The following is a 13,635-nucleotide window of genomic DNA, read 5'->3' as shown; positions in this document are numbered from 1 at the left end:
CAGAACGCATGAACTTCGATAACTATAAAGTAATTCCGAATTACAACACCCACAGAACCGACTTGTTTCTTGCTGATGATGAAGACATTCAGGCTTGCGAACAAACTTTAAACATCACTTTTGACAACAATTATAAGGAATATGTTGTAACGTACGGAAGCGGCATTCTAGGCGGAACCTACGTAAGAATCTATCTTCCTGAAACGATTGTACTCACTGTTGATGCATGGAAAAAAAGAATTAACGAATATTGGTTTTGGGATGAGGGAGCAACTGTTCTAACAAAAGAGCAGGTTTTAGACTCAGTAAGAATTGGAGATACATTTGACGGTGACGAAATTATTCTCTACAAAAACGAGTATTTCATTTTACCAAGAAATAGTGAAATGATATACAAAGCAGGTAAAACACTTGAAGAAACTATAAATTGGTTGTGCAATTCTGGAATTTTAACTGAAGCTTTTTCCGAAAGAGAATTCGAACCTTTTGACCCAAGCGAATGGGGCGATAAATTATAATAAAACAATAGCATTTAAATAAAATGGCAGAAGAACAAGACAAATATGTCAAAATAGTTTTTAAATTTTTCAGTAATATTCTTAACGAATCGGCTGTAGAAACGTTATGGGCAACAACAATTAATGCTGAAAATGGATTGTATAAATTGGATAATATTCCGTTTTATGCACCCGTTTCTTGTGAAGATGTTGTCTTTGCAACATTTGACGAAACAGAACAAAAATTAGTCTACAAACAAACTATTGAACATTCAGGAAATTCAACAATTCAAGTTATTGTATTAGATAAAAATGTGCCAATAAACGATTTACGTGAAGTATTTAATGAACTTGGCTGTGAGTCTGAAAAATTCAATAATGACTATTTTGTAATACAAATTCCAGCAGCTTTAAAATACGAACCGATCCGACAAAAATTAATTGAGTTAGAAGAAAACAAGATTATAAATTATGCTGAACCTGATTTATCAGATAATCATTGGTATTAAAAGTGTAAGATGTGAAATGTGAAATGTGAAATGTAAACTGTAAACTGTGAAATGTGAAATGTGAAATGAGAGACGTCGAAGAATTAATAAACACTACAGATCCAGGTTGGCCAATTGTAACCGAATGGATTAAGGAAGCAAATAACAAAATAGAAATTCTAACTGTTGACGATGCTAAAGCAAAAGAAGCATTGTATAAAACTCAGGTTTCTACACGCTCCCCAATGGGTGCAATTATTTTCAGCACAGGGGGAATATTAGTTGATAATGGCTGGATTAGAATTCTAGGCTCAGGTAGTGAAAAACTCGATCGTTCCTTACCCGATTGGAATGTTGGAAAATTCACTGAAGAGTTTGGAGAAAATCCAAGATTATTATTAATTGCTGATGATGCTCTCGGTGGATTTTTTATATTAAATGGTGGTGATCTGGGAAGTGATTTGGGGAACATATATTATTTTTCTCCAGACAATTTAGAATATGAGCCACTTGATATAACATACAGTGAATTTTTATCTTTTTGTTTCAATAATGATTTGGATGAATTTTACCGCAACCAAAGATGGAACAACTGGCAAGCAGAAGTTTCTAGATTAGATGGTAATTCCGTTTTTAATTTTATTCCGTTTCTTTGGAGTAAAGAAGGCAAAGACATAAACAAGAATAGCCGTAAGGAAATTCCAGTTGAAGAACAATTCAATTTTAATATTGAAATGAGAAAGCAATTAGCCTATAAAGGGTAAGATGTAAAATGAGAATAGTAAAATGACAAGTTTGGGATTGTTTTGCGTAAAACTAAAATTGCTTACAATCTTGGAATACTACTTTTAGAAAACATATTTCTTCTTATAAATTCAAGGGTCATTTACATACTAATTTATTTAGCCCTTGAATCTAATTACTCTTCTTTTTACTCAGGTGATTATTTCCTATCTAATACATAGAAACATAGGTTTTCACTACAAGAATCCTCAAAAAGAAATCTATTTCTTTCAAATAATAATACTTCAGTTATCACAAATCGAACAAAAAACTTACTTTTGCCCCAAAAAAATGTGCTTTAAAATAATAATAGCTAACCGATTTATTTACTAATTTAGATATGAAGTAAATCGCTTTGCATTAATTTATTTTTGTTTGTTTATTTGTTAGAGTAACCCTCTTTTATTTTTTTACAAAAAAGAGAATCTATTGTATTAAATCAATCTGTGTTATCTTATTTTAAGCACAATTGACGCCTATTCTTATTCAGATTACATCAAAAACTCTTTCGAAAATTATAGTACGTAAATACAAAAACGAACTAGAAAATGATCAATACTATTGCACAATAGACAAATTTTGATAAAATGAAAAAAACTATTTTAATTGTTTTATTTATATTTTCCTTTTTAAGTATTACTGTTTCTGCTCAAAACTACAACAAGAAACAAATCGATAGTTTAATCGTAGTATGCGAAAAATATATATACGATATGAATGGCAAAACAAAACCACTGGCTTTGGATATTATAAAACATTCTGAAAAAATAAAATATCCTCATGGAATCATTCTTGGTTACGAACTCATTATTTCTAATTATGGTTTTTTAGGAGATTTTAAAACAGCACTAGAATATATTACCCTTGCAGAGAAAGAAATGCCTAAAATACAAGATAGTACCCTATTTATTGGTATTATCCGTTTAAAAGGAGATTGCTTGAGCAGAACAGGTCTTTATCAAAGAGCAAGAAAAGAGTTTAACAGAAGCCTGAGATTAGCTGATAAAATAGAAAATAAAGATTATAAACACAGTTTCAAAGCAAACATTTATAATTCTATTGCAATGACTATAAGCAAACAAGATGAGACTAACGATTCTATATTTTATTATTACAGAAAATGTATTTCTGAATTTCAGCAAAGAACAACTCATCAGGAAGGGAAGAAAAGATCTATAGCACAAATTAATTTAAATATAAGCACTTGTTTTATTCAGATTAAGCAATATGATTCTGCAGCCTATTATGTTCAGAGAGCCCTTAAATTACTCGATAAAAAAGATACTACCGTCCTTAAACTAAATGCTTATAAAAATTTAGGAGATATTCATTTAGGAAAAAGAGACTATAACTCCGCAATTTATTACTATGAATCCATATTAGACAAAGCAAAAACAGCGCATCAAATATATATTTTAAGTAATGCTTATTCTAAATTATCAACTATTTATGCTATTCTGGGTGATGATCAGAAATCAAGAGCGTATCAGGAAAAATTTACAATAATAAACAGAGAGATCAATAAATCAGAAAAAGATGCCTTAGAAGTTTCTGTTAAAAATATAGAAAAAAAACATGACGACAACGTTAAGTCTTCCCGACTAATTTTTAACGTTATCCTAAGTTGTGTACTATTACTTTCAGGTATTGTAGTGTACTTTCTTATTAAGAAATTAAAAAACACAAAAGCAGCTAAAAAAAATAAAGCCAAACTACTTTATGAGAAAGAATTAGAATTAGAGCGTTTAGCAGATTCTAACAAAGTTACTTTACAGGAAGTATGGCAATTAGCAGTTGATAAAGACCCTTCTTTTAATACTAAATTTCAGGAATTAGAACCCGACTTTTATGACAAATTAAATCAAAAAGCCATTGTTCCGCTTAATTATAACGATCTATTATTTTGTGCTATGATTCGTTTAGGATTTATAACAAAAGAAATAGCACAAAATCTAAATTTGTCAGTAGGAGCTATTGAAACCCGAAAATCTCGATTACGAAAAAAGTTCAATATGATTTCTTCAGAGGACGATCTTACAATCTGGATGATGAATCTTTAAACCTTTCTTTTGTATTTATCTGATTCTAAAAAAACACAGCTAATTCTATAAATTATAAAAAAAATTATAGGTTTAGAATTGACTCTGTATCTCAAAAATTATTGATTTAAAAAGACAAAAAAATATGTTTTAGACAGGCCATAAATGGTGTTTTTTGTCATCCCCTGATTAAAATTTTCTTCTCATTATTTTTATCTCTTAAAAAAATAAAAATAAAAAGCTATTTTTTTAAATTTTCAACCTACTAAAAAACAACCACTTACAAAATAAAATACGCCTTGTAATAAATTGTAATGTTTAAAAATAGTTCTGAATTATAATTTCACGCTACTTTTGCACTCCCCCTTTGTAGCCAAAAATTATCATACGCCTAATTATTGCTTCGCACCCAAATCCAGCTAGATTATAAAACAAGTATATTTTTCATCTTGCTGTCCTCCCACGAAATAATCTGATTGTTATTGCCCCAACATCATATCTAAAAACTTAAATAAAAAACACGTGTTTTTTATTTTAAAGATGTCTTGCCTTTGGTTCTATTTTACCAAAATAGTATAAGATATCCTGTCATATTAAAAAATTAAAGTAAAAAAAATGATAACTAAAAGAATACTATTGACGCTCTTTTTTGTTTACAATTGTGCCACATGGGCACAGAATATTACTATCTCATTTATAAAATTCCCTTCAAAAAGCTATGCATTAATTGAATATAAAGGAACAAAATCTGATACGATAGTAAAAGGTTATTTAGACAAGCAAGGAAACGCAAAATTACAGCTGCCTACTTCGGTTAAAAACTATCAAGGAATGGTATCGCTTATTATAGATAAAGATGCAAAAATGGATATGATTTTGAACAATGAGAATTTTTCAGTTGCATCGATCTATGCCTATCCTGATACGCGTACATCACAATTTATAGGATCTGAAGAAAACCAATTTCTCAAAGATTATCTTTTGGGAAATGAAGTAATTGCTAATCCTAAATTATACGTTAATCAATTGAAGAAAGAAATGGACTATCTCAATCGAATTTTAGTAGCAGCGAATGCTTCAGATTCTGCCATAGAAAGTCTGCGCTCAGAATTTTTAAATGTAGACATGCCTGTACTTTATCATTCTCCATTTTGGAAAACAATGCTTACTTATTGGGTAATAATGTATAACAATCGAATAAAAGATGATGATAAACTAATCGCTGATGCTTTACAAATCATGAAAAACATAAAGCAGGAAGCAACATTAGACGAGTTTGCCAATAACCTGGTAGATATATGCGAACAATATGGTTGGGAATATATTAAAAATCAGTTGGTACAACAGATCTATAATTCAGGGATGATCAAATCTCCAACCCGTCATCTAGCTATACTTTTAAAAAGTAGCGGAGTGCAAATAGGAGAAACACCACCTGATTTTTTAGTAGATAAAAAAACTAAACTGAGCTCTTTATTTAAAGATAAACTGTTATTGTTTTTTTACGACAGTGCTTGCTATAAATGCAGTAATGAAATAAAAGAATTGAAGGCCTATTCAGAAAAACTAACAGAAAATAAGATAAAAATAGTATCCATTTCGGTAGATCCTACTAAAGATGAATTAGAAGAAAACACCAAGGATTTTTCATGGAAGTACAAACTAAATGATCCAGACAATCATATTTTCCATCCTTATGGAGTAATCATGACACCTACCTATTTTGTAATAGAAAAAGGAAAGATAGCAGGTAGATATGCCCGATTGGAAGATATAGGATTACATAAATAAATTTCAAATTAATTAAACTTTACAAACATTAAAAATATTATGAGAACTAGAATGAGAATGAGATTTTTAATTCCTTTTTTATTACTGTTGCCTACAGTAATTTTAGCACAAACAGTTATAGGATCGGTTTCAAAGCCTGCCAGTTATTCCTTGCTGGAATTATCTACAGCAAAAATTAAAGGAGGTATTAGAATGCCTCAACTTACCACAGTAGAAAGAGACAATCTTACTACGCCAAGCTTTATTAGTGATGCAAAAGCAATAGGGCTTACAATATATAATATAGATACCAAATGTATAGAGTACTGGAATACAAACAAATGGGTAAGTTTATGTTCTGGTAATGCTGATATTGGCTTTAAGCCAAATGATCCCTCCAAGCCTGTTTATCCTCCAGAAGGCGGAATAGTAGGCCCTTTTATCCCTATAGAAACTCCTCCTTGTACAGGAAAGATTCCTTATACTCATACAGTTATAACAGGTAGTGATTTTATTTCTATCGACATTACAGATAGTAATACTGGAGCATTTACTATAAAAATGGAGCCTAACTTAACTGCGACTTCGCGTACAGCGATTGTACGTTCTACAAATAATTGTACAGGAGAGTATAAAGAGTTTTTATTTACACAAGATGGTGATACTCAATTATGCGATTTAACAGTAGCAAAGCCGCTAATAGCTGTGAGCAACAATGGCGTGCTTTGTATCGGTGGAGATGTATTTATGGAAGTAACAAACGTTAAATCTGGGGCAAATTATATCTGGACAATTAATAATATTGTACAAGGACAAGGAACGAGCTTTAGAGCAACCCAATCAGGTATTTATAAGGTATATGTGGGAGCAATAGGTTGCGATAAATTAAATGCAAATAGTGTCTCGGATAATATAAAAGTCACTACAGGTTCTGGTACCGCACCAAACAATAATACAGTTTTATATGCAACTAATAACGGAATAATCTGTGGAGCTACAGGAGAAGTTACACTAACTGCTTATAATTTTTCACAACTCAGTGAGCTTACTTGGTATAAAAATGGAAAAAAAACAACTAAAAAAGGGACTGCAATTATTCTTAAAGCAGCAGATAAGGGAGAATGGACTGCTGTTATAGAACGCGATAATTGTAGTTCTTTACCTAGCAAAAGCGTTACTGTATCTGTAGATGAGTCAAGCAAACCGCTTAAACAACCGATAATTTCGATTAATGGAAAACTACTGTCACAATTAAATGATTTTTGTAGTAACGGGCGTTTAAAACTAGAATTAAGTAACCCACCTAGCGATTATACAAATGCTGTGACTGTTAAGTGGTATAACGGCCTAGAGTATCTTGGTGAAGGCAAAGAGCTTACGATAACGGCGCCTTCTAGTGGCAATAATATTATACTGCGTTGTGTCGTTTCAGATAATACAGGAGTTCTTTGTTCAGCAGAATTTACCGAGACTAAAAAATTGCAAGGAACAGCACCAGCAACTCCAGTAATTACAGCTAATCCGCCACTTATTTGTGGTAGTGTAGATGCTCAGTTAACAGCAACTGTAACTGGTGGTCCTTTTACTTTTCAGTGGTACAAAGAAGGAGTACTTATGCCTGATAAAGTAAGCCAAACTCTTACTGTTGATAAAATAGGTTCGTACCAAGTAGAAGCAATTAATCAATCCGGTTGTATTAGTTCTTTATCAGCTACACTTTTGATAGACTTGTCTGATTTTCCAGTTTTAGAATGGAAGGCAGTTTATGATAAAGCCGAGCTCAACCAAACAAAAATATTTCAGGTATCCGATACATTTAATCCTACATCCTATACCTGGACAGCAGATAATGGAGCAACAATAGAAAATGGACAAGGTACAAATACCGTTCGTATAAAATTTCCTAATGCAGATGCAATAGTGAATATAACAATTGAGGCAGAAAATGGTTGTGGTATTAGTAACAAATTGAATCAGAAAGTGACAGTAGCTCCTGCTTGTATTGCAGCTGTTATAAAAAAAACTACCATGTCTCCTACAGGAACAGTTCTTACGGGTAACTCGGTAACTATGTCAGTACTCGCAGAGGGATCAAACACGGCTACAGCACCTATTACCTATCAGTGGAAGTTTAATGGTACCTCAATTTCTGGAGCAACTTCGGCTACGTACACAATAAACAATCTAAAAACGAATAATAGTGGTAGTTATAGCTGTGTTGTAAACAATTGTAGTAACAAACCCGTTACAACCACAGCTGGAACAATTGATGTTATTGACGAAACTACGCTTCCAAAAGGGAGTGGTGCTATAGCTGGAGAAGATTGTTTTGATATTGCCTCTGCATCAAGTAATAATGCTAAATGTGGGCTACTCTCATCTAGAGAATCCCACAGAGCCGATTTTAATAAATCGTACACTTATACATTTACAAGTATTGGTTCAAGTAATACAAATTTACGCTTTGTTATTAATGATCCTGAAAAAGCAGTGGAGAGTTATCAAGTACAAAAAGACATACCAGCCACTTTAGGGAATGGAGCAAAATATACAGTTACGATTAAATATAAGCAATCTTTAATGACTACTGCAGCAGGTAGAGACAATGACAATCCTGTTAGAGTTACACTAGTAGCTCTTTATAAAACGGGAGGTGTTGAGGGTAAATCGAAACTAGAAATTACAATTAAAGATTGTACGTGTTGTTCTGTGGCTACAGATCTTGATGGGAATGTATATACAGCAAAACTTTTTGGAGATACTTGCTGGATGACCCAAAACTTACGCACAACTGTAGACAAAGATGGAAAAAGTTTGGGTGGAGTATATCTATATGCTGGAAGTGGGATTTCAGGCATTTATAATGCAAGTGATCTGAAAAGCGGTACTGTAACTTATGTTGTAAATGATGTACGTACAACTGAATCTCGTGCAGATTTTGCGTCTAAATTTGGTTTATTATATAATGATTACCAAAAGGCTCTTAATCCTTGTCCAGAGGGATGGCACGTATCTACAATTTCAGAATGGATTAACTTACGTAGTTTGTTGTTGGCAAAAAATAGTAAGTATGGCAAACAAGCAAAGGCAAATAATAATAAATATCAGCCATCGTATGGCGGTGGATATACCTGGGGAGGGTACGCTCCAAATGACAGTAACAATTCAGGCTTTAACCTGTTGCCAACAGGATATACATACAATAGTGGGAGTGGTACTTATGGTCAAAATTTTGCAAGCGTTGCAATGATGGCGTTATCTGGAACTACTCAATATATTTGGTTGACAAACAATAGCGATGTTTTTTATTTTACGAATGCTACAGCAGATACAAAGTATAATAAACCTATTAGATGTGTTAAAAATTAATTTTATATTTTAAAAAAAATAATGAAACAGTAGTATTGGTTTAGTTGTATAGTAAACGATTATTATAAAAACAAGCCATTATTGATAAGCTGAGCATAGTCAAGGTTATAGATAACTTCTTGATTCTGCTCAGCTTTTTTAATTAAAAAAATGAATAAATCTGTGTCTTCATAATAACGAATCCGTCTAATCTGCCTCAGAATATATAGTTTTTGAATTCTAACTAATTGGTTATAATTATTGTATTTCTAAAAAAACAAGGTGGAAAAAGAAGCTATACGTACTAATAAAATTCATCAAATCATTTAATACACAAACCCTTATTTATATTCTAATCTTGAAATCGAAAGACATAAACTTCAAAAACTCTAAAACATTTTTTTTTATTATATTTGATACAAGTATTGACTTCGTTTATTTACGAATTAAAAACCCTAAATATCAATATATTAATTAAAACTAATTCCGTGTTTTCACTTAAACTAATTACACTCTACTACATTTTTTAGCAATTAGAACTTAAGTAAATCGCTTGGATTGATTCAATTTTAATAGTGAATTAAAAAGTACAAATTACTAAACATCTGAACTAAACTTATTAGGTATTCTTTGTCACTACAAGATGAGAAATGGTTAAAACTAAAGTCAATATTTGAGAAGAATTTACAAAAAACAGAATAAATTAAATATTCATGGAAACCATTAAAATTGAGAAAGTCACGATAAATGATATTGAAAAACTGCAAAATATCGGAAGACAAACGTTTCTAGAAACTTTTTCGAAGCCAAATACGGAAGAAAACATGAACCATTATTTGTCTACCAGTTTTGCCTTTGATAAACTAAAAAAGGAAATTGAAAATCCTGATTCCGAATTCTTCTTTGCAGTATTGAATGATGTCGTTATTGGATACTTAAAAACAAATTCAGGAGAAGCACAAACAGAATTAAAAGATAATAATGCCTTAGAAATAGAACGTATTTACGTTTCACAAGAATTCTTAGGCAAAAAGGTTGGGCAGCTTTTGTATGACAAAGCATTACAAATTGCCAAAGAAAAAAATGTAGGCTATTTATGGCTTGGCGTTTGGGAGCAAAACCATAGAGCATTGGCTTTTTATAAAAAAAATGGCTTTGTTGAATTTGACAAACATATTTTTAAATTAGGAAATGACCCGCAAACAGATATAATGATGAAATTGACCTTAAATTGTCTATAGAGGAACGCGGATTAAACAGATTCTAAAACTTTGCGACCTTTGCAGTTAATTCTTTTGCCACAGATTAAAATAGTTAGTCGCGAAATATTTTTTCTCGCAGATCAAAAAAAAATTGAGCAGATGCGCACAGATTTTTTGCAAATTAAATCGGCTTGGATTCGCCTAAATCTGTAGAATCTGCGTGAAACAATAAAAAAACTACGAATCTCAAAACTTTGCGGTTAATTTTTTAGCCACTCCCGATAGCTATCGGGATAAAGGATTAAAAACTTTGCGACCTTTGCGGTTAATTCTTTTACTACAGATTAAAAACAAAAACACAAAATGAGTTTAGAGCTTGATAATTTCTACCTAAAACAAGAAGAACCTAATAAAGGGTGCTTGCTGGCATTACGACAAATTATTCTTTCACAAGATTCTGAAATCACCCATACTTTAAAATATGGCATGCCTTTTTTCTGTTATAAAGGAAAGATGTTTTGCTATTTATGGGTTCATAAAACAAATAACAAACCCTATCTCGGAATCGTTGAAGGCAAACACTTTGACAATCCTGAATTAGTAGCCGAAAAACGCTCACGGATGAAAACAATGTTATTTGATCCAAACGAAGACCTACCAATAGATACCATAAAGTCAATTTTGGAGAAAGCAGTCGACCTTTACAAAAGTGGAAAAATTAAAATAGTAAAAAGAGGAAAATAGTAACATTAAGAATCAATTATGCCATTTGTTAGAATAAGTTTACCGAAAAAATTATCGCAAGAAACCAAAGAAAACATTTCGATCTCGATACACGAATCTTTAATTCAGGAGTTCAATATCCCGCAAGATGATTATTTTCATGTAATAGAAGAATTAGAAACCTCCCAAATTAAATTTCCTAAGAGTTATCTTGGTATTACCCATTCAGAAAATATTATTTACGTTCAGATAACAGCTGGGCAAGGGAGAACAAAAGAGCAAAAAACAAAACTATATGCTCAGATTGCTGCTAGGATTTCGAATACTACCGAAATTCTAAAAAATGACATTATCATAATTTTATTAGAGAATAATGGTAGCGAAAATTGGTCATTCGGAAATGGAGAAATTCAAGAACCAAAACATTTAAAACAATAAGTAACAAGCACTATAATGGACAATTACCTAAGACAATTAATAGCAATCGAATTTGAAGACAGAAAAGAAATTTTTACGGGTTTTCTTATTGATTATACCGACGATTGGATTTTAATTAAAAATAATCCTGTTGATTTTATAATTGATGGTTACGTAATTTTAAAGAACAAAAATATAAAGTCAATAACTCGAGATAGCGATAATGCATTTACAGAAAGTGTCATTAGACTGAAAGGATTGAAAACCAACTCAGACGAAATAATTCCGCTAAGAGATTTATCTTCAATACTTACCTTTATAACCAACAAATATGAAATTTTTCAGATTGCAAAAAAATCCGAAAAAGCGGTTTATCTTGGTAAATTAATAAAATTAGACGATGAAGAACTGGTTATTGATTTTCTTGAGACAAGAGGAAAATTTGGTGGTGAGCTAAGTTTTAATCCTAACAAAATAAGAGTAATAGAATTTGATACCGATTATATCAATTCATTAAAGCTTCTGGTTAATGAAGGAAGAAAGTAATTTGTTAGAACCCTAAAGCAAAAACATATTCTACAGGAACATGCTGGATAGAATAAAAAATTTAAACAATCATGGAAATTACCATACGACAAGAAAATAAAGACGATTACCCAAAAGTTTTCGAAATCATCGAAGAAGCATTTAAAAATGAGGAATACAGCGATCATAAAGAACAATTTCTAGTTGAAAAACTAAGAAACTCTGATGCATTTATTCCTGAATTATCCCTTGTTGCCGAAATCGACAATGAAATAGTTGGACATATTTTGTTGACCAAATTACAAATCGAAAACAAAGACCAAGTATTTGATTCACTTGCTTTAGCTCCTGTTTCGGTAAAACCAGCATTTCAGGGAAAAGGAATTGGTGCAAAACTGATTCTAGAAAGTCATGCTATCGCAAAAAAACTAGGTTACAAATCGATAATTCTTTTGGGTCATGAAAACTATTATCCTAGATTTGGATACGAACTTACTAGCAAATACAATATCGAAATGCCGTTTGATGTTCCCGCAGAAAACTGTATGGTAATTTCGTTAACCGAAAATGGATTAGATGGTGTAAGCGGAAAAGTAAAATATCCAGCAGCATTCATGGAGTAAAATAGTAGCTAAATAGTACTAGAATGGATTTAGATAAACTGAAGATAAGCATTCCATACGAGCAACCGATTGAAATCATAATCGAATTTCCAATGGATATTCTCTCTGAATATAATGGGCCTTCTGATCTTGATGTTACTTGGGATGATAACATAATGTACTTTATCAATGATTCCTTAATCAACAACGGAATTCATATCAAACAATCACAGTTAGAAATAGGAGAACGTACTCTTTCTTACTCACTAGTACTTGTTGCAAAACCTCCAATACTAGATTTAAGTTGTATTGTTGACCGCTTGATCAAAGAAAATTTTCAAAAAGGATTAGCTATTAAACAGAAAACAAAATACAACAATTCAATGAAATTATTTTAGCCCTGTAAAGTGGTTGGCTTTTTGGTTATAATTTTAATTAATTCAGATAGAATGAAAAAACAAGCAAAATCAAACCCGATAGTTTCAGACAATTTTGTTTTACAAGATTATCTGGACAGAATTCATTTTGTTGGCGATATTAAATCAAATATCAAAAGCATAAGTAAATTAATGCAATGTCAGTTGTTCTCCATTCCTTTTGAAGATTTAGATGTTCAGGCAGGAAAAACCATTTCATTAGCAGGAGACGATATTGTCGATAAACTCATTACTCGTAAACGTGGCGGGTATTGTTATGAACTCAATGGTTTGTTTGCTCTAATGCTTCAAAAAATGGATATTCCGTATCGTTTTGTGGCCGCTCGTCCATTGGTAACTCCTGCTGAAAATCCTAAAACGCATATAGCAATTATTGTAACTGTTGAAGATGAAGAGTATTTAGTCGATTTAGGCTTTGGTGGCAACGGAATAAGAGAACCATTAAAACTAAATGATACTACAGCAGCACAACAAGGCGCTGAAACATTTGCTATAGTAAAAGCCGAAAACGGAAATTATCTATTGCAAACTTTATCACATAAGGAATGGAAAGATTTATATTCATTTGATTTATCACATCAGGAATGGATTGATTTTAAACCAGCTAATCATTATAACTCAACACATCCTGATTCCTTTTTTACCCAAAATCTTGTCGTTGTTTTACAAAATCCATTAGGTAAAAAAATACTTTTTAAAAACACATTCAAGTCTATAGAAAACGGAAAAGCCCAAAGTTATACTTTCGAACCCGATCAACTTGAGGGTATTCTAGCAACCGAATTTAACTTATAAAAAACGTAG

The 13,635-nt window shown here is 31.6% G+C and carries 13 protein-coding genes; all 13 read left to right on the top strand.

Translation table 11 applies throughout. The features are described 5' to 3' along the window. The first annotated feature begins 8 nt into the window (after positions 1 to 8). The 13 genes from LPB87_RS08445 to LPB87_RS08385 all read left to right on the top strand — a co-directional run bounded on the left by LPB87_RS08445 (position 9) and on the right by LPB87_RS08385 (position 13,626). Positions 9 to 518: an SMI1/KNR4 family protein gene (locus LPB87_RS08445; protein ID WP_129540087.1), complete on the top strand. Its 510-nt coding sequence runs from the start codon at positions 9 to 11 to the stop codon at positions 516 to 518. A gap of 23 nt (positions 519 to 541) precedes the next feature. Continuing rightward, positions 542 to 1,006 (top strand): DUF4265 domain-containing protein, encoded by a 465-nt coding sequence (locus tag LPB87_RS08440; protein ID WP_230605677.1) that lies wholly within the window; start codon positions 542 to 544, stop codon positions 1,004 to 1,006. A gap of 65 nt (positions 1,007 to 1,071) precedes the next feature. After that, positions 1,072 to 1,749: a DUF2625 domain-containing protein gene (locus LPB87_RS08435; RefSeq protein WP_129540089.1), complete on the top strand. Its 678-nt coding sequence runs from the start codon at positions 1,072 to 1,074 to the stop codon at positions 1,747 to 1,749. 606 nt (positions 1,750 to 2,355) lie between these two features. Beyond that, positions 2,356 to 3,828 carry a tetratricopeptide repeat protein gene (locus LPB87_RS08430; protein WP_230605675.1) on the top strand — a complete coding sequence of 491 codons (1,473 nt, stop codon included), beginning with the start codon at positions 2,356 to 2,358 and terminating at the stop codon, positions 3,826 to 3,828. A gap of 594 nt (positions 3,829 to 4,422) precedes the next feature. Continuing rightward, a complete protein-coding gene (locus LPB87_RS08425) occupies positions 4,423 to 5,598 on the top strand; it encodes a redoxin domain-containing protein (protein ID WP_230605674.1) in 1,176 nt (391 codons plus the stop codon). Positions 5,599 to 5,637: 39 nt separating this feature from the next. Further along, positions 5,638 to 8,946 (top strand): FISUMP domain-containing protein, encoded by a 3,309-nt coding sequence (locus LPB87_RS08420; protein WP_230605672.1) that lies wholly within the window; start codon positions 5,638 to 5,640, stop codon positions 8,944 to 8,946. A gap of 692 nt (positions 8,947 to 9,638) precedes the next feature. Further along, entirely contained in the window at positions 9,639 to 10,166 is a 528-nt protein-coding gene (locus LPB87_RS08415; protein ID WP_129540097.1) for a GNAT family N-acetyltransferase, read from the top strand. 324 nt (positions 10,167 to 10,490) lie between these two features. Next, a complete protein-coding gene (locus tag LPB87_RS08410; protein WP_129540098.1) occupies positions 10,491 to 10,871 on the top strand; it encodes a DUF1801 domain-containing protein in 381 nt (126 codons plus the stop codon). 18 nt (positions 10,872 to 10,889) lie between these two features. Next, on the top strand, positions 10,890 to 11,288 hold the full coding sequence (locus LPB87_RS08405) for a tautomerase family protein (RefSeq protein WP_129540099.1): 399 nt from the start codon (positions 10,890 to 10,892) through the stop codon (positions 11,286 to 11,288). 15 nt (positions 11,289 to 11,303) lie between these two features. After that, positions 11,304 to 11,813 carry a hypothetical protein gene (locus LPB87_RS08400; RefSeq protein ID WP_129540100.1) on the top strand — a complete coding sequence of 170 codons (510 nt, stop codon included), beginning with the start codon at positions 11,304 to 11,306 and terminating at the stop codon, positions 11,811 to 11,813. 71 nt (positions 11,814 to 11,884) lie between these two features. Next, positions 11,885 to 12,415 carry an N-acetyltransferase gene (locus LPB87_RS08395; protein ID WP_129540101.1) on the top strand — a complete coding sequence of 177 codons (531 nt, stop codon included), beginning with the start codon at positions 11,885 to 11,887 and terminating at the stop codon, positions 12,413 to 12,415. Positions 12,416 to 12,438: 23 nt separating this feature from the next. Beyond that, positions 12,439 to 12,792 (top strand): hypothetical protein, encoded by a 354-nt coding sequence (locus LPB87_RS08390; RefSeq protein ID WP_129540102.1) that lies wholly within the window; start codon positions 12,439 to 12,441, stop codon positions 12,790 to 12,792. Positions 12,793 to 12,843: 51 nt separating this feature from the next. Further along, entirely contained in the window at positions 12,844 to 13,626 is a 783-nt protein-coding gene (locus tag LPB87_RS08385) for an arylamine N-acetyltransferase (protein WP_230605670.1), read from the top strand. The last annotated feature ends 9 nt before the right edge of the window (positions 13,627 to 13,635 follow it).

The sequence above is a fragment of the Flavobacterium sp. EDS genome, assembly GCF_020991525.1.
Taxonomy (GTDB): domain Bacteria; phylum Bacteroidota; class Bacteroidia; order Flavobacteriales; family Flavobacteriaceae; genus Flavobacterium.
The sequence above is the reverse complement of the archived record's forward strand: the minus strand, read 5'-3'. Positions and strand labels throughout refer to the sequence as shown.